This window comes from Streptomyces sp. NPDC092370, from assembly GCF_044755265.1.
Classification (GTDB): domain Bacteria; phylum Actinomycetota; class Actinomycetes; order Streptomycetales; family Streptomycetaceae; genus Streptomyces.
Genome location: NZ_JBIVQO010000001.1, coordinates 921,327 through 940,644, shown reverse-complemented (window position 1 = coordinate 940,644; position 19,318 = coordinate 921,327). Strand labels below are relative to the sequence as shown.

19 protein-coding genes and 2 pseudogenes are annotated in these 19,318 nt (G+C 72.5%); 16 read left to right on the top strand and 5 right to left on the bottom strand.

The features are described from left to right. Positions 1-43: 43 nt before the first annotated feature. Complete coding sequence (locus ACIQHQ_RS04220; protein WP_402609889.1) at positions 44-1,228, top strand: winged helix DNA-binding domain-containing protein; 1,185 nt, start codon at positions 44-46, stop codon at positions 1,226-1,228. A 57-nt stretch (positions 1,229-1,285) separates the two neighbouring features. Here ACIQHQ_RS04220 and ACIQHQ_RS04215 read toward each other — a convergent pair whose 3' ends face one another. Beyond that, positions 1,286-1,942, bottom strand: coding sequence for a TetR/AcrR family transcriptional regulator C-terminal ligand-binding domain-containing protein (locus tag ACIQHQ_RS04215; protein ID WP_402609887.1), 657 nt, complete (start codon positions 1,940-1,942; stop codon positions 1,286-1,288). A 104-nt stretch (positions 1,943-2,046) separates the two neighbouring features. Here ACIQHQ_RS04215 and ACIQHQ_RS04210 point away from each other — a divergent pair, with 104 nt between their 5' ends. Further along, positions 2,047-3,102: an aldo/keto reductase gene (locus ACIQHQ_RS04210; protein ID WP_402609885.1), complete on the top strand. Its 1,056-nt coding sequence runs from the start codon at positions 2,047-2,049 to the stop codon at positions 3,100-3,102. Positions 3,103-3,160: 58 nt separating this feature from the next. Here ACIQHQ_RS04210 and ACIQHQ_RS04205 read toward each other — a convergent pair whose 3' ends face one another. Continuing rightward, positions 3,161-3,475, bottom strand: coding sequence for a hypothetical protein (locus ACIQHQ_RS04205; protein ID WP_402609883.1), 315 nt, complete (start codon positions 3,473-3,475; stop codon positions 3,161-3,163). A gap of 228 nt (positions 3,476-3,703) precedes the next feature. Here ACIQHQ_RS04205 and ACIQHQ_RS04200 point away from each other — a divergent pair, with 228 nt between their 5' ends. From ACIQHQ_RS04200 to ACIQHQ_RS04150, 11 genes and pseudogenes are all read left to right on the top strand, one after another. Beyond that, the gene (locus ACIQHQ_RS04200; protein ID WP_402609881.1) at positions 3,704-4,063 is read left to right on the top strand and encodes an arsenate reductase family protein; all 360 of its coding nucleotides are present in this window, start codon (positions 3,704-3,706) and stop codon (positions 4,061-4,063) included. 119 nt (positions 4,064-4,182) lie between these two features. Further along, positions 4,183-4,857, top strand: coding sequence for a hypothetical protein (locus ACIQHQ_RS04195; protein WP_402609879.1), 675 nt, complete (start codon positions 4,183-4,185; stop codon positions 4,855-4,857). A 353-nt stretch (positions 4,858-5,210) separates the two neighbouring features. Continuing rightward, a complete protein-coding gene (gene glnII / locus ACIQHQ_RS04190) occupies positions 5,211-6,242 on the top strand; it encodes a glutamine synthetase (RefSeq protein WP_402609877.1) in 1,032 nt (343 codons plus the stop codon). 567 nt (positions 6,243-6,809) lie between these two features. After that, positions 6,810-7,248, top strand: a pseudogene (locus tag ACIQHQ_RS04185) (DUF6891 domain-containing protein). Then, a pseudogene (locus tag ACIQHQ_RS04180) lies at positions 7,227-7,340 on the top strand (hypothetical protein); the annotation flags it as partial. The pseudogenes ACIQHQ_RS04185 and ACIQHQ_RS04180, both read left to right, overlap by 22 nt. 89 nt (positions 7,341-7,429) lie before the next feature. Further along, a complete protein-coding gene (locus tag ACIQHQ_RS04175; protein WP_267960807.1) occupies positions 7,430-7,552 on the top strand; it encodes a hypothetical protein in 123 nt (40 codons plus the stop codon). Between the two features lie 118 nt (positions 7,553-7,670). After that, complete coding sequence (locus ACIQHQ_RS04170) at positions 7,671-8,258, top strand: winged helix-turn-helix domain-containing protein (RefSeq protein ID WP_402609875.1); 588 nt, start codon at positions 7,671-7,673, stop codon at positions 8,256-8,258. 83 nt (positions 8,259-8,341) lie between these two features. Then, positions 8,342-9,352, top strand: a complete 1,011-nt coding sequence (locus ACIQHQ_RS04165) for an SDR family oxidoreductase (RefSeq protein ID WP_402609873.1) — start codon at positions 8,342-8,344, stop codon at positions 9,350-9,352. Positions 9,353-9,623: 271 nt separating this feature from the next. Next, a complete protein-coding gene (locus ACIQHQ_RS04160; RefSeq protein ID WP_402609871.1) occupies positions 9,624-10,889 on the top strand; it encodes a sensor histidine kinase in 1,266 nt (421 codons plus the stop codon). Further along, complete coding sequence (locus ACIQHQ_RS04155) at positions 10,880-11,533, top strand: LuxR C-terminal-related transcriptional regulator (RefSeq protein WP_390980459.1); 654 nt, start codon at positions 10,880-10,882, stop codon at positions 11,531-11,533. Before ACIQHQ_RS04160 ends, ACIQHQ_RS04155 begins: the two co-directional genes overlap by 10 nt. 202 nt (positions 11,534-11,735) lie before the next feature. Then, positions 11,736-13,295, top strand: coding sequence for a DUF1996 domain-containing protein (locus ACIQHQ_RS04150; protein WP_402609868.1), 1,560 nt, complete (start codon positions 11,736-11,738; stop codon positions 13,293-13,295). Positions 13,296-13,372: 77 nt separating this feature from the next. Here the strand turns inward: ACIQHQ_RS04150 and ACIQHQ_RS04145 are convergent, their stop codons facing one another. Continuing rightward, complete coding sequence (locus tag ACIQHQ_RS04145) at positions 13,373-13,825, bottom strand: hypothetical protein (RefSeq protein ID WP_402609866.1); 453 nt, start codon at positions 13,823-13,825, stop codon at positions 13,373-13,375. Positions 13,826-13,971: 146 nt separating this feature from the next. On the opposite strand from ACIQHQ_RS04145, the gene ACIQHQ_RS04140 reads away from it, so the two are divergent. The 3 genes from ACIQHQ_RS04140 to ACIQHQ_RS04130 all read left to right on the top strand — a co-directional run bounded on the left by ACIQHQ_RS04140 (position 13,972) and on the right by ACIQHQ_RS04130 (position 17,279). Beyond that, the gene (locus ACIQHQ_RS04140; protein ID WP_402609864.1) at positions 13,972-14,499 is read left to right on the top strand and encodes a tetratricopeptide repeat protein; all 528 of its coding nucleotides are present in this window, start codon (positions 13,972-13,974) and stop codon (positions 14,497-14,499) included. A gap of 48 nt (positions 14,500-14,547) precedes the next feature. Then, on the top strand, positions 14,548-16,470 hold the full coding sequence (locus tag ACIQHQ_RS04135; RefSeq protein ID WP_402609862.1) for a hypothetical protein: 1,923 nt from the start codon (positions 14,548-14,550) through the stop codon (positions 16,468-16,470). A gap of 92 nt (positions 16,471-16,562) precedes the next feature. Then, positions 16,563-17,279 (top strand): TetR/AcrR family transcriptional regulator, encoded by a 717-nt coding sequence (locus ACIQHQ_RS04130; RefSeq protein ID WP_402609860.1) that lies wholly within the window; start codon positions 16,563-16,565, stop codon positions 17,277-17,279. A 6-nt stretch (positions 17,280-17,285) separates the two neighbouring features. Here the strand turns inward: ACIQHQ_RS04130 and ACIQHQ_RS04125 are convergent, their stop codons facing one another. Both ACIQHQ_RS04125 and ACIQHQ_RS04120 read right to left on the bottom strand, forming a co-directional pair. Further along, entirely contained in the window at positions 17,286-17,642 is a 357-nt protein-coding gene (locus ACIQHQ_RS04125) for a 5-carboxymethyl-2-hydroxymuconate Delta-isomerase (RefSeq protein ID WP_402609858.1), read from the bottom strand. A 32-nt stretch (positions 17,643-17,674) separates the two neighbouring features. Continuing rightward, complete coding sequence (locus ACIQHQ_RS04120) at positions 17,675-19,300, bottom strand: SpoIIE family protein phosphatase (protein ID WP_402609856.1); 1,626 nt, start codon at positions 19,298-19,300, stop codon at positions 17,675-17,677. Positions 19,301-19,318: the final 18 nt, after the last annotated feature.

The window sequence follows — 19,318 nt, the reverse complement described above, 5'->3', positions numbered from 1 at the left end:
CGCGATGATGCAGAGGATCCGGGTGTGACGAGTGGAGGCCGTCATGGGTACGCAGCGGTACATCGGCGTGGCGGAGCGGCGGGCCCGGCTCGCGCTGCGCCAGCGGCTGGCCGGGCGGGCCCGGGCCGGGACGCCCGAGGAGGTCGCCGGTTCCCTGGTCGCACTGCACGGCACGGACCCGGCGACGGTGTACCTCGCGGTGGGCGGCCGGCTCGCGGACTCCGCCGGGACCGTGGAGGAGACCGGGCGGGCCCTGTACGAAGACCGTTCCCTGGTGCGGATGCACGGCATGCGTCACACGGTGTTCGTGTTCCCCACCGAGCTGGCCGCCGTCGTGCACGCATCGACGGGTCTGGCGGTCGCCACCCGCGAACGGGCGGCGCTGCTCGCGCACATGGCGGCGGCCGGGGCGCCGGACGCGGCATGGCTGAAGGACGTGGAGGAGTCGACGCTGGCCGCGCTCGCCCGGCGCGGGCAGGCGACCGCCGGGGAACTCGCCGAGGACGAGCCGCGCCTGCGGGAGCAGTTCGTGTACGCGGCCGGGAAGAGCTACGAGGGGATGCACTCCGTCTCGACCCGGCTGCTGAAGGTGCTGGGTGTGGAGGGGAAGGTGGTGCGCGGCCGGCCGCTCGGCTCCTGGACGTCCAGCCGGTTCCGCTGGGCCGTGGCGCCCGAGCATCCCGAGCTGGACACGGCCGGGGCGCAGGCGGAGTTGCTGGGACGGTGGCTCGCCGCGTGCGGTCCGGCGACCGAGGCCGATCTGAAGTGGTGGACGGGGTGGCGCGTGACGGAGGTCCGCAGGGCTCTGGCCGCGATCGGGGCGGAGCCCGTGGCGCTGGACGAGGGCACCGGGTACGTGGCCGGAGGGGACGCGGACCCCGTGCCCTCGCCCGACGAATCCTGGGCCGCGCTGCTGCCCGCTCTCGACCCCACCGCGATGGGGTGGCAGCAGCGCGACTGGTATCTCGCGCCTAAGCTGCGGCCCCGGTTGTTCGACCGCAGCGGCAACGTCGGGCCGACGGTGTGGTGGAACGGGCGGGTGGTCGGCGGCTGGGCGCAGCGCCCCGACGGGGAGATCACCTGGCGGATCCTCGACGAGGAGGGCATCGGCCGGGAGGCCCTCGCCGCGATCGAGTCGGAGGCGGAGCGGCTCGGCGGGTGGGTGGGGGCGACCAGGATCACGCCGCGTTTCCGCACACCGCTGGAGAGGGAGCTGGCGGCGGGCTGAGGGGCGGCACGTCCGGGCGCCGCTCGGCCGGCCGGCACCCGGGACGGGCGTCGCCCCTCACGCGCGCCGGGACGTGTCCGTCTCCCGTGGCCGGGATCGGCCCGCCTCCCGTACGTACACTCCCGCTGCCGCCGCCGTCGCCGCCGCCTCGGCGGCCCGGTCGGCCAGGGCCTCGTCGAGCCGGCCGCCGCTGATCAGCAGGTGGTAGTAGAGCGGGGCGGAGACCGCGCGGATCACCTCGTGCGGGTCGGTGCCCTCGGGCGCCTCGCCCCGGTCGACGGCCTGCCGGACGCAGGGGGCCCACTCCCGGACGCGGATGTCGTAGAAGCGGTGCAGGGCCGCGGCCGTCTTCCCGTCCCCCGTGGCGGCAGCGATCAGTGCCTTGAACAGCGGCCCCTGCCGAGGGTCCGTCAAGGTCCGCTGCACGAGCCGGGCGTTGGCCGTCAGATCGCCGAGCAGTGACCCGGTCTCGGTGCGCGGCGCGGACTGTTCGGCCATGTCCTCCAAGAGGTCCGCCACCAGACCCGGCACGGTTCCCCAGCGGCGGTAGACGGTCGTCTTCCCCACTTCGGCGCGGCGCGCGACGTCGGCCAGGTCGAGGCCGGTGAGGCCGTGCTCGGTCAGGGCGTCCTCGGCCGCCCGCAGCACCGCCTCGCGCACCCGTGCCGTGCGCCCGCCGGGCCGGATGGTTCCCGGCTCCCCTCCGTCATCCATAACGGTACTCCCGTTCCGTTAGCAGCTCCACCCTGCTACCTTAGTGACCGTTAACGGAACTACAGGCCCGTTAAAGCGGAATTCACTCCTGAAAGGGGCCCGGAATGGAATACAGGCGACTGGGCGCGTCCGGACTCATGGTCCCCGCGCTGAGCTTCGGAGCCGGCACCTTCGGCGGGCGGGGCCCGCTCTTCGGCGCATGGGGCACGACAGACGCGCAGGAGGCGCGCCGGCTGGTGGACATCTGCCTGGACGCGGGGGTCACGATGTTCGACACCGCCGACGTCTATTCCGCCGGCGCATCCGAGGAGGTGCTCGGGGAGGCGATCAAGGGCCGCCGGGACCAGGTGATCGTCTCCACCAAGACGAGCCTGCCCATGGGCGACGGGCCGGGCGACGCCGGTTCCTCCCGCTCCCGGCTGATCCGCGCCTGCGAGGACGCCCTGCGCAGGCTCGGCACGGACCATCTCGACCTCTTCCAGCTCCACGCCTTCGACGCCGGGACGCCGGTCGAGGAGGTACTGGCCGCGCTCGACTCACTGGTCCGGTCGGGCAAGGTGCGCTACACCGGCGTCTCCAACTTCTCCGGCTGGCAGGTGATGAAGTCCCTCGCGACCGCGGAGCGGCACGGCCACCCGCGTCATGTGGCCCACCAGGTGTACTACTCCCTCATCGGCCGCGACTACGAGTGGGAGCTGATGCCGCTCGCCCTCGACCAGGGCCTCGGCGCGATCGTCTGGAGCCCGCTCGGCTGGGGGCGCCTGACCGGCAAGGTCCGCCGCGGCACACCGCTCCCGCCCGGCAGCCGGCTGCACCGCACCGCCGACGACGGCCCGCCCGTCTCCGACGAACACCTCTACGACGTCGTCGACGCACTGGACGAGATCGCGCAGGAGACGGGCAAGGGGGTGCCCCAGATCGCCCTGAACTGGCTGCTCCGGCGGCCGACCGTGTCCTCCGTCCTCATCGGTGCCCGGGACGAGCGGCAGTTGCGTGAGAACCTCGGCGCCCTCGGCTGGAGCCTCACCCCCGAGCAGGTGGCGAAGCTCGACGCGGTGAGCCACCGCCCGGCGCCCTACCCCTACTTCCCCTACGAGCGGCAGGAGGGCTTCGCCCGTCTGAACCCACCGGTGTTCGCGGCACCCGGCCGGGCGGCGTGAGCGAGCACCGGGCACCCCGCCGCCCGGGGCACCCGGCGCTCGGACCGGAGCGGACGGGTCAGCGGGAGTAGCGCATGAACGCCCGCACCATGTGACACGTCGTGGCCGACGGCGGGTGGACGCCGATCAGTTCCGCCGTGTCGCGGATCGTCTCGTCACGGGCCTGGTTCGGCATGTAGACGCCCGAGTCGAGCAGGGCGATGGCGAGGCGCATCGCCTTGAGACGGCGGTTGTGCGACACGTACCACTCGCGGGGCCGGCCCGGCGGCAGCGGCCGCTTCTCCACGGGCACGTAGGGCAGGTCGAGCAGGACGGGACGCTTCGCGGTGGACTGGGTGGGCAACGGCTTCGACGTCAGGGCGGCAGCGGGCACAGGCATCCTCCTGTCGCGGTCGGGCGGCTCACCGAAGACGTCGGCATCCCCGGCGCCACCCTCGAACACTGCTTACAGTTTACCGCCCGGCACTGACAACGGGCAGTCCGTAGGGACTGGTAAATGCCCAGGTGAGCACGGGAATTGGCGACCTGTCACGGTAGCTCCACGAGGGACGGGAGGGGCGTCAGAAAATCGAACAAGATGGTCGGCGCGTACCGTGTGCACATGGAGATCTGGATCAATCCCGCGTGTTCGAAGTGCCGCAGCGCCCTGACGCTGCTCGACGCCGAGGGCGCCGACTACACCGTCCGCCGCTACCTGGAGGACGTGCCGAGCGAGGACGAGATCCGTGGCGTGCTGGAGCGCCTCGGGCTCGAACCCTGGGACATCACCCGTACCCAGGAGGCGGACGCCAAGGAGCTCGGGCTCAAGGCGTGGCCGCGGGACGCCGGTTCGCGCGACCGCTGGATCACGGCACTCGCCGAGTACCCGAGGCTGATCCAGCGCCCGATCATCACCGCCGACGACGGCACGGCGGTGGTCGGCCGCAGCGACGAGGCCGTGCGTGACGCCCTGTCACGCTGACCGGTCGCCAGGCCTCCTGTGGCGCAGGTCACTTGGATGACTCCTGAAACCGCTGAGTAACCCCGTTCGGTATCTCGTACATAGCGGCGTACGCTCCCCTACCTCTTCAGGAGGCGCGCATGTCGCGCAGGAGAACACTCGGCACGAAGAAGAAGATCGCGCTGCTGGTGAGCGCGGCGACGGTGGCGGGAGGCGGGGCCTTCGTCATGGCGAGCACGTCGAACGCCGCGCCGACCCCCAAGTCGGCGTCGGAGTCGACGGTCTGCCTGGGCCTCGCCACCGCCCTCGGCAACAACCAGAAGTTCATCGCGGACCAGCGGGCCAGGCCCGACGCACAGTCCGAGGCGCGGATCGCCAACCGCGAGGCGGTCGTCGCGGAGATCAAGCGGAAGCAGGAGGCGTCGGGGTGCGCCGTCGGGGAGTCGGCTCAGGACTCCCAGACCGCACAGCCGTCGCAGCCCGCGCAGCCTCCCGCGGCGTCGGCCCAGCCGTCGCAGCCCGCCGCCTCCGCCCCCGCGGGGAACGCCGGCGGTGCCGCGGCCTCCGGACAGCAGGTGTGCAACGGCTCGACCGTCACGCTCTCCGGCGAGGGCGGTGCGGCTGCCGCGTCCAGCAACCAGTTCCCGGCGGGCACGAAGCTGAAGGTCACCAACCTGGACAACAACAAGTCCACGACGGTGGAGGTCACTTCGGTCTCCGGCAGCTGTGCGCTGCTCAACAACGCGGCCTTCGAACAGGTCCGTGAGCCCGGCAAGTTCCTGATCCGCCGGGCCCTGATCGAGAAGGTGGGGTGAGGCCGTACCACCGACTGAACGGATGAGGCGGCGGCCACCCCCTCGGCCGCCCTCCTCGTACGTGTCACCGGTCCTGCCGCCCCCGGCCAGGGGTGGCAGGACCGGCGCGTCGGGGCCGTGCGGCGGCGGTCACCGGCTCGACGGAGGGGAGCCGGGGACCGGCGCCCCCCGCACCACGCCCTCCGAGCGTGAGGTGCGGCACAGCGGGACCAGGTAACACGGGGTTCACATTCGGGCAATGGCCGGGAAATCGCCTGTTGCCAGGCTGCCGGGCAGCAGACGCGGCGCATCGGTGCCGCAGCGCCGCAGCACCCGCGATACGCGCCCAGACACACCCCCGAAGGATGTGGCCCGTGACCTTCAAGGCTGAGTACATCTGGATCGACGGCACCGAGCCGACGGCCAAACTGCGTTCCAAGACCAAGATCATCGCGGGTTCCCCCGCCGGTCTCGACGCGCTGCCGATCTGGGGCTTCGACGGGTCCTCCACCAACCAGGCCGAGGGCCATTCCTCGGACTGTGTGCTCAAGCCGGTCTTCACCTGCCCCGACCCGATCCGCGGGGGCGACGACATCCTGGTGCTGTGCGAGGTCCTGAACATCGACCTCACCCCGCACCCCAGCAACACCCGTGCGGCGCTGACCGAGGTGGCGGAGAGGTTCGCGGCGCAGGAGCCGGTCTTCGGCATCGAGCAGGAGTACACCTTCTTCAAGGACGGCTACCCGCTCGGCTTCCCCAAGGGCGGCTTCCCGGCCCCGCAGGGCGGCTACTACTGCGGTGTCGGCGCGGACGAGATCTTCGGCCGTGACGTCGTCGAGGCCCACCTCGACAACTGCCTGAAGGCGGGCCTCGGCCTGTCCGGCATCAACGCCGAGGTGATGCCCGGCCAGTGGGAGTTCCAGGTCGGCCCGCTGTCCCCGCTGGAGGTCTCCGACCAGCTGTGGGTGGCCCGCTGGCTGCTCTACCGCACCGCCGAGGACTTCGACATCGCCGCCACCCTCGACCCCAAGCCGGTCAAGGGCGACTGGAACGGTGCCGGCGCGCACACCAACTTCTCCACCAAGGCGATGCGCGAGGGCTACGACGCGATCATCACCGCGTGCGAGTCGCTCGGCGAGGGCTCCAAGCCCCTCGACCACGTCAAGAACTACGGCGCCGGCATCGACGACCGCCTGACCGGTCTGCACGAGACCGCCCCGTGGAACGAGTACTCCTACGGTGTCTCCAACCGCGGCGCCTCGGTCCGCATCCCGTGGCAGGTCGAGAAGGACGGCAAGGGCTACATCGAGGACCGCCGCCCGAACGCCAACGTCGACCCGTACGTGGTGACCCGCCTGATCGTCGACACGTGCTGCTCGGCGCTGGAGAAGGCCGGCCAGGTCTGACCGCCGCGCTCCACGGCTCCCGAGGGGGCGCCCACCGTTCCCGGTGGGCGCCCCCTCGCGTGGTCAGTGGGGCGTGCCAGGGTGGGGAGATCGACGGGGGCCTCGCGGTCACGGTGCTGACGGAGAGCGGGCGGTCACACGCGGCTCTCGCGCGGAGTTGGGGAGCTGGTGGAGCGGATCGGCGGTGCCGGCGACCGCTTCCTCGTGGTCCGGTGGATACCGGCCCGGCCGAGGGGCTTCCTCCGGGCGGCCCGTGACGAGGGCGGTGCGTATGCCCTCCAGCACCGCACCGGGTTCGTCCCCCACCCGTGGGGGCCTGGGTGAGCGGCCCCGCCCTCGTCGCCGGGGTGAGGGCGCGCCGGGCGTGGCAGCAGGACGGCTGGGACACCGAAGTCGCCTCCGAGCGCGAGGAGTCCGGCCTGCCCGAGGAGCCTCCCGCGCCCGTGCCCGAGGTCGCCGCGCGGGCCGAGCGGTACGTCCGTCCACGCTGGAAGGCACGGCCGAAGTGTTGGCCGGAGCTGCCGACGGACAGGACCGCAAGCACCATCAGCACCGGCACAGCGGGACATGCTCCGGGACGGCTGCCTGGGCATCGAGGCGGTACTCCGCGGGACGGTGTACCTGATGACGGGCCGGGAGGACGCGTCCCCCCTGTCTCCTGCGCAGGCCCGCGTGCTGTCGATCGGCTGCGGCCGGATCCGGTCGACGAGCAGGAGACGTGGTCCGGGCCGACCGGCCCGGACCGGCTGGAGCGGGGTCTTCGCGGCCCTGGAGGACGCCGGCATCGTCGCGCGGGAGACCTCCACCTGCCGCCGGGGCTGCGGCATGGCGGAGGTCGGCGCGGAAGCGGACGGACGGGGCGACGGGGCCCGGCTTCGTCTTCTTCCACCGCCAGGGCACCCGCGCCGCGGCGGAGGGACACGGCCTGTCGCTGTACTACGGCGGGTTCGACGACTCCGAGAAGACCACCACACGGCCGTCGGACACGAGGTCGTGGCGGCGCTGACGTCGGCCGGGCTGTCCACGCGGTGGGACGGCGCCCCGGGCAAGGCCGTCGACGTCACATCACTGAATTGCCGCGAGGGCCTGGTGGGATGAGGTGCGGGCGGTCCGGTGGTCCGCCCCGCGGATGTCCAAGCAGTGAGAGGAGACTCCCGGCAATGGATCGCCTCTGCTTCAATGGGCCCATGGCCGGCTACCAGAAGCACACCGCGACGGGTCGCCATGACCTCGAGCCCTTCTGGCCGTCCCGCCAGGACCACGACTTCGACCGGGTGTGTTGCCGCGCGATGAACGCGCCGGCCCTCTAAAGCCGTACACCCCGGCCTTCGGCCAGCGCGAACCGCGTACGTCCCTCGGCGAGCCCGACCACGAATCGCGGCCGTCGACCTCCCCGACGAACTCCTCGCGCGAAAGAGCTGACCTCTCATGGCGACCACTCGTTCTCTGTCCACCACCACCTTCACCCCCTCCGTGACTCCGAGCCCCCGGCACCGGCTGCGTGCCGTCGACCGGGAGGAGGTGGTGACCGTCGCGGATCTGCTGCCGCCGGGTGCCACCTGGCTGCCGGCGCCGCAGCACACCCTGCCCGTGCTGCCGGGGCAGCCGCCGATGATCGGCTACCTGGTGCTCGTCCCCGCCGACCAGCAGCCGCCGTTCCCGGTGGCGGTGCCCGATCTGCCGCAGGCCACCGGACCGGAGTCCGGTGCGCAGCCGGGCGGCGAGCCGCTGATCCGCGTCGACACGGTGCAGCGCATCGCTCAGGTGGCCGGGCGGCCGCTCGACCTCACGTACCTGGAGTTCGAGCTGCTGGCCCATCTGGTGGCGCACCCGGGCCGGGTGCACACCCGCGACCAGCTGGTCGGCACGGTGTGGGGCTACGGGCACGTGGGTGACGGCCGTACGGTCGACGTCCATGTGGCCCGCCTGCGCCGCAAGCTGGGTGCCGAGCACCGCGACACGATCCGCACCGTGCGCCGCGTGGGATACAAGTACGTGCCGCCGACGGCTCACTGAGGCCCGGCTCCGCCTGGCCCGTCGCGTCTGCTGACGGCAGATCCCCGTTCCGGCCCCCCGCCCGACGGGGCAGAGTCACCGTCATGAGGCTTCTGATGCTGGGTGGTACGGAGTTCGTGGGGCGGGCCGTCGTGGAGGCGGCGCTGGGGCGTGGCTGGGAGGTGACCGTCTTCCACCGGGGGCGGCACGAAGCGCCGCCGGGCGTGCGGTCGCTGCGCGGCGACCGCACCGCGCCCGGCGGCCTGGCCGTCCTCGCCGACGACCCGGGCGAGTGGGACGTCGTCGTCGACACCTGGTCGGCGGCGCCCCGCGCGGTGCGGGACACGGCGCGGCTGCTGCGGGGCCGCGCCGGCCGGTACGTGTACGTGTCGAGCTGCTCGGTGTACGCGTGGGCGCCGCCCGCCGGATACGACGAGGACGCGCCCCTGGTGGAGGGCGCGTCGGCCGACGCGGAGCAGACCGCCTACCCGCAGGACAAGCGGGGCGGCGAGCTCGCCGTGCTGGACGCCTTCGGGGCGGACCGTTCGCTACTCGTGCGGTCCGGGCTGATCCTCGGCCCGTACGAGAACATCGGCCGGCTGCCCTGGTGGCTGGGCCGGACGGCGCGCGGCGGCCCCGTACTGGCGCCGGGCCCGCGCGACCTGCCCTTGCAGTACGTGGACGTCCGCGACCTGGCCGGGTGGATCCTGCACGCGGCCGAGCGGAAGCTGAGCGGGCCGTACAACCTGGTCAGTCCGCAGGGGCACGCCACCATGGGCACGCTGCTCGACACCTGCGCGCGGGTCACCGGCGGCGCCGCCGAACTCCGCTGGACCGAGCCCGGGGTGATCCTCGAGGCGGGCATCGAGCCGTGGACCGAGCTGCCGGTGTGGGTGCCGCCGGGCAGCGACCTGCACGACGCCCTGCACCGTGCGGACGTCTCCCGGGCGGTCGGGGCCGGGCTGGTCTGCCGGCCCGTCGAGGAGACCGTGGCGGACACCTGGCGCTGGCTCCGGGACGCCGGGGGCGTGGCACCCCAGCGCCCGGACCGGCCTCGCTCGGGCCTCGACCCGGAGGTGGAGGCGAAGGTCCTCGCGGCCGGCACGGGAGCGTGAGCCGCGCCCGCCGGGCCGCGGTGCACGTAACTCCTCGCGGCCGACACGGGGAGCATGAGCCACCGCCCACCGGGCCGCGGTGCACGTAACTCCTCGCGGCCGGCACGGGGAGCATGAGCCACCGCCCACCGAGCCGGGGTATACGTAACTCCTCGCGGCCGGCACGGGGAGCATGAGCCACCGCCCGCCCGGTCGGGGTGTACGTAGCACCACCCCCGGCCGGGTGTTCCGGCCCCGTGACCGCGCACGCCCGCTCGGCGAGACTGACGCCATGACCACGGACACCAAGAACGGCGACGGGCGGACGACACGGCGGGGCATCGGGCTCGCCGCGGTGCGGGGGCTCACGCTGGCCCTCGTCTCGCTGCCGGGGGCGGTGCTGTGCTTCTGCCTGTCCCTGGTCTCGATCGCGCTCATTCCGATCGGGGTCGGGATCGTCACCACGCCGTACGTGCTGACGGGAGTGCGGGCGTTCGCGAACTCGCGGCGGGTGCTCGCGGCGGAGTGGGGCGGGGTGCGGATCCCTCCGGCGTACCGGCCGCTGCCCGAGGGCGCCACCCCCTGGGCGCGCACCTTCGGGATGCTGCGCGACCCGGCGACCTGGCGGGACCTGCGGTGGCTGCCGGTCGACATGACCGCCGGGTTCGTCACGGCGCTGCTGCCGGCGGTGTTGCTCTTCTATCCGCTGGAGGGGTTCGCGATCGCGGCCGGGCTGTGGCGGGTGTTGGACGGGGCAGACGGGTACTGGTACGGCTTCGTGCGGGTCCACGACCAGACGTCCGCGTTCCAAGCGGCGGCCCTGGGCCTGGTCCTGCTGTTCCTCGCGCACTTCCTCACCCCGCGCCTGCTGCACGTCCACTTCCGGCTCACCCGGGCGGTGCTCGGCGGCAACCAGGGGGAACTGGCAGAGCGGGTACGGGTATTGACCGAGACGCGGCGCGACGCCGTCGACTCCTCCGCCGCCGAACTGCGGCGCATCGAGCGGGACCTGCACGACGGGGCCCAGGCCCGGCTGGTCGCCGTCGGCATGGACCTGGGCACCATCGAGGCGCTCCTCGACAAGGACCCGGCCCAGGCGAAGGAGCTGATCACGCAGGTCCGCAAGTCCTCGGTGGAGGCCCTGACCGAGCTGCGCGAGCTGGTGCGGGGCATCCACCCGCCGGTGCTCGCCGAACGCGGCCTGGGCGATGCCGTGCGGGCTCTGGCGCTGCGGCTGCCGGTGCCCACCGAGGTGAGCGTGGATCTGCCCGGGCGGATGGAGGCTCCCGTGGAGTCGGCCGCGTACTTCGCCGTGAGCGAGGTGCTCACCAACGCCGTGAAGCACTCGGGCGCCGACCGGATCTGGGTCGACCTGCACCGGGCGGACGGCATACTGCGGGCGATCGTCACGGACAACGGCAAGGGCGGTGCGGTGATCGGGGCCGGTTCGGGGCTGGCCGGGGTCGAGCGGCGACTGGGTACATTCGACGGCGTCCTGGCCGTCAGCAGCCCCGCGGGCGGCCCCACCATGGTCACCATGGAGATTCCTTGCGCGTAGTCCTGGCCGAAGACCTCTTCCTGCTGCGCGACGGACTCGTCCGGCTGCTGCAGGCGCACGGCTTCGAGATCGCGGCGGCCGTCGAGACCGGGCCCGAACTGGCCGCCGCGCTGGCCGAGCTGGAGCCGGACGTCGCCGTGGTCGACGTACGCCTGCCGCCCACGCACACCGACGAGGGCCTGCAGTGCGCGCTCGACGCCCGCCGGAAGCGGCCCGGGCTGCCGGTGCTGGTGCTCTCCCAGCACGTGGAGCAGTTGTACGCGCGTGAGCTGCTCGCCGACGGCAGCGGTGGGGTCGGTTATCTGCTGAAGGACCGGGTGTTCGACGCCGAGCAGTTCGTGGACGCCGTACGGCGGGTCGCCGCCGGCGGCACGGCGATGGACCCGCAGGTCATCCAGCAGCTGCTGAGCCGCCGTTCGGGCGACGACCGGCCGCTGGCGCGGCTGACGCCCCGGGAGCGCGAGGTGCTGGAGCTGATGGCGCAGGGCCGGTCCAACGCGGCGATCGCGGGGAAGCTGGTCGTCACGGAACGGGCGATCGCCAAGCACACCGCCAACATCTTCGCCAAACTGGGCCTGGAGGTCTCGGACGACGACAACCGCCGCGTGCTGGCGGTTCTCGCGTATCTCGACCACGGCCGGTGAAATCGGACCGGCTCTTCACCGCCTGTGGGTGGTCGGCAACTCCCGGTGCTCCAGGGGATGTTGAGAACACGGAGTCCTCACGAATCTCGCATCAATTTCCGGGACCCCTGAACACCCGTGGGACGGGCTGCGTATGGAAGGGAGCCGCTTCACTCCTGTCGGGCGCCTCGATGCCCCCGAAAAAGGAAGTCAGAGGAGTTCCATGGGACGCAACACAAGAAAACGCCGTACGCCGCTGGCCACCAAGGCCATTGCCGCATCGGCGGCCCTAGCGCTCGGTGGGGGCGGGCTGATCTGGGCAAACTTCTACGCCTCGGCGCACGAGGAGAACTCGGCGAACCAGACGAAGTCCGCGGGCGCGCAGATCGCCACGATCCAGTGCCCGGACGTGGGACAGAAGCTGACCGATGTGCCGGACGGCGCTCGCGAGGGGGTGGACAAGGAGCTGGCCAACCTCGACAAGCAGATCAGCGAGGCCTACACCCGTCTCGCCTCCACGCGTCAGGCCCAGGCCGGTGACGCGGGCTTCGTCAACAACGCCATCCTCGGCCCACTGAAGTCGAAGCGGGTCGCGGTCATCGACCGGATCGGCATCAACATCCGGCGGGTGGGCGGACAGGCCCCGGGCAACCTCGAGCAGCTCGCCGAGTGCAAGGGCATGGCGGCCGACGCCAACACCAACGACGGCCAGGCCGGGGGCGGTCAGAACAACGACGGCCAGAACGACGGCGGCCAGAACGACGGCGGTCAGAACGACGGCGGTCAGGACCAGGGCCAGGACAACGGCGGCCAGGACAACGGCGGTCAGGGCCAGGGCGGCAACGGCGGGCAGGCGGGCAACGGCCCGGTGGCGGACGACTTCATCAACATCGAGAACGTCCAGCCCAACTCCCGCAACCTGCCGAACGGTCTCGCCGCGAACGGCGACGGCGGTTCCACGGGCACCTTCACCACGAACTGCGGCACCAACGAGAACGAGAACCGCAACTCGGACAACGTGATCGTGGCGCCCGGCGTCTCCAACGGTGCCAAGCACCAGCACGACTACGTCGGCAACCAGAGCAACAACGCCTTCGCGAGCGACGAGGACCTGGCGAACGCCGACACGTCCTGCCAGAACCAGGGCGACAAGTCGTCGTACTTCTGGCCGGTCATCCGCCTCCAGGACGGTTCGCAGGACATCGACCAGGGCCAGCCGGGCGGTGGCCAGGACGGCAACGTCGGCAAGATCGTCGAGCCGGCCGAGGCCCAGCTGAAGTTCGTCGGCAACCGCACCAGCGACGTCGTCGCCATGCCGAAGGCCCTGCGCATCATCACCGGTGACGCCAAGTCCTTCACCAACGGCCTGAACAACGCCAACACCTCGTGGAGCTGCACCGGCTTCGAGGACCGGCAGGTGACGGACAAGTACCCGATCTGCCCCGAGGGCAGCTCCGTGGTGCGCACGTCCAACTTCCAGAGCTGCTGGGACGGCCAGAACATCGACAGCGCCAACCACCGCACCCACGTGGACTTCGTGGAGGCGGACGGCAGCTGCTCGAACGGCTTCAAGGCCATCCCCCAGCTCCAGGTCCGGCTGGTCTACGACATTCCGGCACCGCAGATCAACAACGGGCAGCTGCAGGGCGCCTTCGCGGTGGACTCCTTCCCGGAGCAGCTGCACAAGGCGATCACCGACCACAACGACTTCATCAACTTCTTCGACGAGAACGTGATGAACGAGATGGTCCAGTGCATCAACAACGGCGAGGACTGCCAGTAGTAGTCCTCATCCGGTGACGCGGAAGGCCGGCGGTGGGAATTCCCACCGCCGGCCTTCCGCTGTTCCGGCCGGCGTGCTCAGCGGTTGTGGCCGCTGCCGCCGTCGTGACCGCTGCTGTTGTGGCTGCCGCCGGGGTTCATGTGCTCGGAGCCCTCCTCCATGGTCCCGCCGAGGGTTCCCTGCAACGCCGTGACCGTCTTCTGCTGGCCGACGGCGACCCACTTGCGGCCGACGAGGTAGTAGCCGCCGTAGTCCTTGGCGCTGTTCAGCCACTCGCGCTGGCCCCGGTCGGTGGCGAAGGTGGCCAGGACGTACTTCTCCTTGCCCTTCTTGCACAGCGCCTGGCGGATGGTGTCCGCGTCGGTCTGCATGTTCGGCTTGCAGTCGGCTTCGGCCGCGATGTGCTCCAGGCTGCCGCTCACCGCCTCGGGAACGGCCGCCTCGTCCTTGTCGCCGGATCCGCCGCAGCCGGTCAGCGCCAGTATCGCCACCGCGCCGCTCAGCGCGAGCATCGGTCGGGTCACCCTCATCTGTTCCTCCGGTCCTTGTCACGGCACGGTCCGGACGCATGCCGCACGGAGCCCCGGCACGAGGCTCTCGCCTTCGATACGGCTGCGGGGCCCGGCATGCTCAAATCGCGCTGCCCCCCAGTGCGCTCCTGTGCGAAGGTGTCCGGGTGGATCAGGACTGGGAAGATCGTATGGCCGCCCTGTGGGACCGTATCGACGACTACGCCGAGACGGAGGAGGGCGGGGCACGCTTCCGCGCCGATGTCGACGCCCTCGTCGCCGAGCTGCCCGAGGGGAGCCCGCTCGGCCTGTTCGAGCAGGCCTGCGCCTGGGACTCCACCGGCCGCTCCGACAAGGCGGTCCCTCTCTACCGGAAGGCGCTGGACAACGGCCTCGCCGACGTCAGCAGCCACAAGACCCGCCGGACGAAGATCCAGCTGGCCAGCTCCCTGCGGAACATCGGCCGGGCCGAGGAGGGCGTCGCCCTGCTGACGCCCGAACTGGTCGCGCCGTCCGACGAGCTGGACGACCCCGTACGCGCCTGTCTGGCCCTGTGCCTGTCGAGTCTGGGCCGTGACAGGGAGGCACTGGCGCTGGCCCTGGGCGCTCTGGCCCCGCATCTGCCGCGCTACCAGCGGTCCATGGCGAACTATGCCCGGCTGCTCGTGGAGCCCGGGGAGCACCCGGGGGCGTGACGCTCCGCAGCCAGGTGACCATCCAACGATTCGCTCGTTCTGCTGAACGTGCAGTCACAGGATGTCGCCCAGCGCCCCGCACCCCCCTACGCCGCCGGCCCGGTCGTCGACGTCGAGCAGGCCGAGGCCGCACTTGTCGAGCACTACCCGCGGCTCGTCCGGCTGGCCTACCTGGTGCTGCCGGCCCGGCTGGGCCGCAGCCGCCGCGTCCTGACCGCGCATGCCCTCACCCAGCGGGCACTCCCCCGCAACCGCACCCCGGCCCCGGTGATCCCGGCCCAGTCCACGGGCCGGGACAGCGACCCGGGCTACGCCCTGATCCGCCTCCAGGTGCTGCGCACGGCACTGGAGGCGGGGGTGCCGCTGAAGGCGAGGGCGTGGCCCAAGAGGTCCCAGCTGCCGCCGCTGCTGCCGCACGTGTGGGGCCTGAAGCTGTTCCCGCGCTCCGGCGGCGCCGACGAACTCGCCCTGGACCAGCGGCTGGCCACCCTGTCGGGCCCGGCCCGGGCCGCGTACGCCCTGCGTGGTCTGGAGCGGCTCACGGACGACGGGGTCTGCGAGGTCCTCGCCGCCGCGGGCGTCGCCGACCCGGAGGGCGCGGTGCTGGAGGCCGACGGGATTCCCGCCCAGCACGGGCTGCTCGATTCCCCCGAGTTCGACCCCTGCTCGCTCCAGGCCCGGCCCACCGACCTGATGCGCCGCCGTCAGCATCTGCAGGCCGCGCTGACCGCCGGCGCCGCGCTGCTGGTGTGCGGGGCGCTGCTCGGTCTGCCCGGCGAGGGCTGGGGCCCCGAGGGCGCCGCGGCACCCCCGTACGCGCGCAACCCGGCCGCGCAGGCCGCCCTGGACCCGGCGAAGCTGACCCGGGTCCCGTCCGGCGTGTGGCGCCATTCGGCGCGCACCGACTTCTCCGTGTGGCCGGCCCGCGGCGACCGCACCGGCGACAAGGCCCTGCTGCGCCGCGCCCTGGCCGTGTGGGCCCGCCCCGGCGAGACGGTCCAGGTGTCGGTGACACCCGGCACCCTCTCCGGCGGCCCGGCCGGACCGCCCCAGTTGCTGTACGCGGGGACGGTCGACGCGGCGCGCGTGGTGATCCTCTACGACGGTCTGCGCATCACCCGCTACGCCGAGCCGAAGGAGGGCACGCAGGGCGCCGCCCTCGACTTCGCCCGGGTCGACGGGGCCGACCGGGCCGAGGCGGGCGCGCTGGTCCTGGGCCGGTCCGACGGCAACGTCCGCTATCTGACGGCACCTTGGGTGAAGAAGGCCCGCGAGCGGGACCTGATGCAACCGAGGTCCGGCGCGATGGACCTCACGCTCACCGACGGAGTGACCGCGCCGCTGGCCAGTCCGGCCCTGCGGTCCGGACCCTGCACCTCGTGGAACGTGCTGGAAGTGACCGACGGTTCCAGGACCCGGCTGCTGACCGACCTCGGCGAACTGGTCCCGGCGCGGCTCACCGTCGGACGGCCGGGCTCCCCGGGTGAGGTGTCCGGCACCGCGGCGCTGCGCACCTGGCAGCCGTTCGCCTGCTCGCTGGGCACGGTGCGCTCGGCCGGGGCGCGGAGCGTCAACGCCTGGGCGTTCAACGAGCAGCCGCTGCCCGACGCGAGCGGTTCGGCGGCGTGGGTGTGCACCCGGGCCGAGACCTGGCGGGGCGGCGGGGCACGGGTGCTGGCGCAGTTCCACACGCCGGGCGGGACGCACGGGGCGGTGGCGGCGAAGGCCGAGAACGTGCCGGCGTGCGGGGCCCGTGACCCGCATGTGCTGGCCGGGGTGCTGTGGAAGTCGAGGGGCGGCGACTGGTACCTGCTCGCCGCCGGCGGCCGCGAGACCGCGTCGATCCGGGCGACGGGCGCAGTGGAGGGGTCGGCGCGGAGCAGTCTGCTGACCGTGCCGGCCGAGCAGGGGGCGCAGGCCCAGCTCACGGGGACCCTGAAGGACGGGCGTTCGCTCGGCGGACTGCGCTGACGGGCGCTTCCGGCGCCCGCCGGGGGTCTCGGGTGGAGTTCCGCGATCGATCCAGCCCGTTCGAGGCCGGAATCGATCGGTAAGGTGTTCGTATGACTATCGGGGTTCGCCGCAGAATGGGAGTCGAGGAGCGGCGGCAGCAGTTGATCGGCGTCGCCCTCGAACTGTTCAGCCGCCGCTCGCCCGACGAGGTCTCCATCGACGAGATAGCGTCGGCCGCGGGCATCTCACGCCCGTTGGTGTACCACTACTTCCCCGGCAAACTCAGCCTGTACGAAGCGGCGTTGCAGCGGGCCTCGGACGATCTGGCGGCCCGTTTCGTGGAGCCGCACGAGGGTCCGCTGGGGGCGCGGCTGCTGCGGGTGATGCGCCGCTACTTCGACTTCGTGGACGAGCACGGGCCCGGCTTCTCCGCCCTGATGCGCGGCGGCCCGGCGGTCTCCGCAGGCGGAGCCTGCTCGATGAGCACCATCTCGACGACCAACGCGCTCGTCGACTCCGTGCGGCAGGCCGCGTATGTCCAGATCCTTTCGCACCTGGGTGTGACCGACCCGCCCGCGCGCCTCGAACTGGTCGTGCGGTCCTGGATCTCGCTCGCCGAGTCGACGGCGCTGATCTGGCTCGACGGCCGGCGCATCCCGCGCGAGGAGCTGGAGCCCCAGCTCGTCAACGACTTCGCCGCCCTCGCCGCCGTCAGTGCCGCCTACGACGAGGAGATGGCCACGCTGCTGCGCGGCATCATGAAGGACGAGCCGGCCGACGGGCCGTTCGCGCACCTGGCCGGCCGGCTCATGACACTGGCGAGCTGAGCGGGCTCAGCTCTCGAACTTCGTGTATGAGGGATCCAGGTCACGGACCTCGGCGGAGGCGTGCAGCGCGAGCCCCTCGGGCTGCTTCAGGTACGTCCGCAGCAACTCCAGCGCCGCCCGGGTGAGCCGGGCCTTCGTCTCGTCGGTGCGTCCGGCGAGCAGCGCGATGTGGATGTGCACATGGGCGTGCCCCTCGGTTTCGGGGCCGACGACGATGTCCTCGGTCGGGCGGAACCGGCTCTTGCAGGCCGGCGGCTTGGCTGCCGCGATGTCGACCGTCGCCTCGTGCAGCGCTTGGGCGAATCCGCGCCGGTCGAAGCCGTCCGCGAGGTCGGCGGAATAGTCGACGGTGATCTGCGGCATCAGTACTCCTGTTCTAGGCCAGTGGGCTCACCTTAGACAGGCCCCAACCGCAGGGCCAGCATCGCGATGTCGTCCTCGCGGTCGCGGCCGAAGCAGCCCAGCAGCACGTCGCAGAGGGGGTCGAGACCGGCCGGGGCGTCGGCGGCGGCCGTGCGGAGCTGGTCCATGGAGGTCGTGAGGGGGACGCCGCGGGTCTCGATGAGGCCGTCGGTGACCATGAGCAGGCGGTCGGTGCGGTGCAGACGGCACTCGGTCGCCGGGGGCCGCTCCAGGCCCAGCCCGAGCAGCGGACCGCAGGCGTCGGCGTACCGGGCGACGCCGCCGTCGCGCAGGATCAGCGGCGGGATGTGGCCGGCGTTGGCGATCCGGACCCGCCCGCTGCCGGGGTCGACCAGGGCCAGGCACACGGTGGCCGTGACATCGGGGTGGTACCGCTGGAGCATCCGGTCGAGGCGGGCGGCCAGCACGACCGGGTCGCTTTCGTCGACGCAGTAGGCGCGCAGGGCGTGACGGATCTCGACCATGACGGTGGCCGCGTCCAGCGAATGCCCGACGACGTCCCCGACCGCGGTGAGCACCCCGTCGTGGGTGCTCAGGGCGGCGTAGAAGTCGCCGCCGATCTCGGTCTGCTCGGAGGCGGGCACGTAGCGGACGACGATGTCGACGCCCGGCAGGTGCGGCAGCTTGTGCGGCCGGGGCAGGAAACTGTGCTGGAGGGTGAGGGCGACATGCCGCTCCACCCGGTACATCAGCAGCGGTTCGGCGGCGAGCGCGGTGGCCTGGGCGAGGCGGGCGCGCAGTCCGTCGTCCGCGGGGTCGCTGATCGCCGTCCGCCGCACGGGCGTGGCGAGGCACACCGTGGTCCGGCCGTTCTGGGCACTCGCCACGGTCAGGCGGGCGTCCTCCTCGACGCCCGGCCGGAAGATCCCGGCCGGCCACAGCGGCGCGGGCACGACACTGGTGTGCACGCCGGAGCGGCCCTCCGCGAGCCGGGTGACCAGCCGTGCCGCCGCCTGGTGGGCATCGCCGCCCCCCGCGGCCGGGCGGCCCCGGGCGGTGCCGCGGTGGGACTCGCCGTCGGGGTCGATGACGTACACCACGGCGGGCGAGTCGGTGAGGGCCGCGGTGCCTTCGGCGGCCGCGCCGGCCAGTTCCCGAGGACAGCGGGCCGTCTGCACGGCGATGATGGCCTCGGCCAGCAGCGTCAGCCGCTGGACGACGGTCTCGGCGCCCGTGCTGCGGCGGGCTCCGCGTACGGCGGCCCGGACGACGGCCTGGATCTCCAGCGGCTCGGCGGGCACGGTGAGATACGCGTCGCCGCCGGCGTCGAGTCCCCGGCACCGGTCGCCGGGCGCGGTCGCCGCGGCGGAGAAGTGGACGACGGGCAGTGCGGCCGTGGGCGGTCGGGCCCGGACCCGGCGGCACAGTTCGAAGCCGCTCATGTCGGGCAGGCCCACGTCGACGAGGGCCACATCGGGCAGGGTGCCCTCGCGCAGTCGTACGTCGAGTTCGACGAGCGCCTCGCCGCCGCTGGCGACGGGCACGACCCGGTGGCCGGCCCGTTGCAGCACCGCGCCCATGGCGTACCGGCTGGCCGCGATGTCGTCGACGACCAGCACGGTGGTGCCGGGGCTGTGCTGCCTGCCGCTGGCGTCCATGTCGGCGGCCCCTCGGGG

Excerpts from the sequence above, each read along its gene's own strand:
- ACIQHQ_RS04220 (WP_402609889.1), top strand. The coding sequence starts at position 44 with ATGGGTACGCAGCGGTACATCGGCGTGGCGGAGCGGCGGGCCCGGCTC.
- ACIQHQ_RS04215 (WP_402609887.1), bottom strand. The coding sequence starts at position 1,942 with ATGGATGACGGAGGGGAGCCGGGAACCATCCGGCCCGGCGGGCGCACG.
- ACIQHQ_RS04210 (WP_402609885.1), top strand. The coding sequence starts at position 2,047 with ATGGAATACAGGCGACTGGGCGCGTCCGGACTCATGGTCCCCGCGCTG.
- ACIQHQ_RS04200 (WP_402609881.1), top strand. The coding sequence starts at position 3,704 with ATGGAGATCTGGATCAATCCCGCGTGTTCGAAGTGCCGCAGCGCCCTG.
- ACIQHQ_RS04195 (WP_402609879.1), top strand. The coding sequence starts at position 4,183 with ATGTCGCGCAGGAGAACACTCGGCACGAAGAAGAAGATCGCGCTGCTG.
- ACIQHQ_RS04175 (WP_267960807.1), top strand. The coding sequence starts at position 7,430 with ATGGCCGGCTACCAGAAGCACACCGCGACGGGTCGCCATGACCTCGAG.
- ACIQHQ_RS04170 (WP_402609875.1), top strand. The coding sequence starts at position 7,671 with ATGGCGACCACTCGTTCTCTGTCCACCACCACCTTCACCCCCTCCGTG.
- ACIQHQ_RS04165 (WP_402609873.1), top strand. The coding sequence starts at position 8,342 with ATGAGGCTTCTGATGCTGGGTGGTACGGAGTTCGTGGGGCGGGCCGTC.
- ACIQHQ_RS04160 (WP_402609871.1), top strand. The coding sequence starts at position 9,624 with ATGACCACGGACACCAAGAACGGCGACGGGCGGACGACACGGCGGGGC.
- ACIQHQ_RS04150 (WP_402609868.1), top strand. The coding sequence starts at position 11,736 with ATGGGACGCAACACAAGAAAACGCCGTACGCCGCTGGCCACCAAGGCC.
- ACIQHQ_RS04145 (WP_402609866.1), bottom strand. The coding sequence starts at position 13,825 with ATGAGGGTGACCCGACCGATGCTCGCGCTGAGCGGCGCGGTGGCGATA.
- ACIQHQ_RS04130 (WP_402609860.1), top strand. The coding sequence starts at position 16,563 with ATGACTATCGGGGTTCGCCGCAGAATGGGAGTCGAGGAGCGGCGGCAG.
- ACIQHQ_RS04125 (WP_402609858.1), bottom strand. The coding sequence starts at position 17,642 with ATGCCGCAGATCACCGTCGACTATTCCGCCGACCTCGCGGACGGCTTC.
- ACIQHQ_RS04120 (WP_402609856.1), bottom strand. The coding sequence starts at position 19,300 with ATGGACGCCAGCGGCAGGCAGCACAGCCCCGGCACCACCGTGCTGGTC.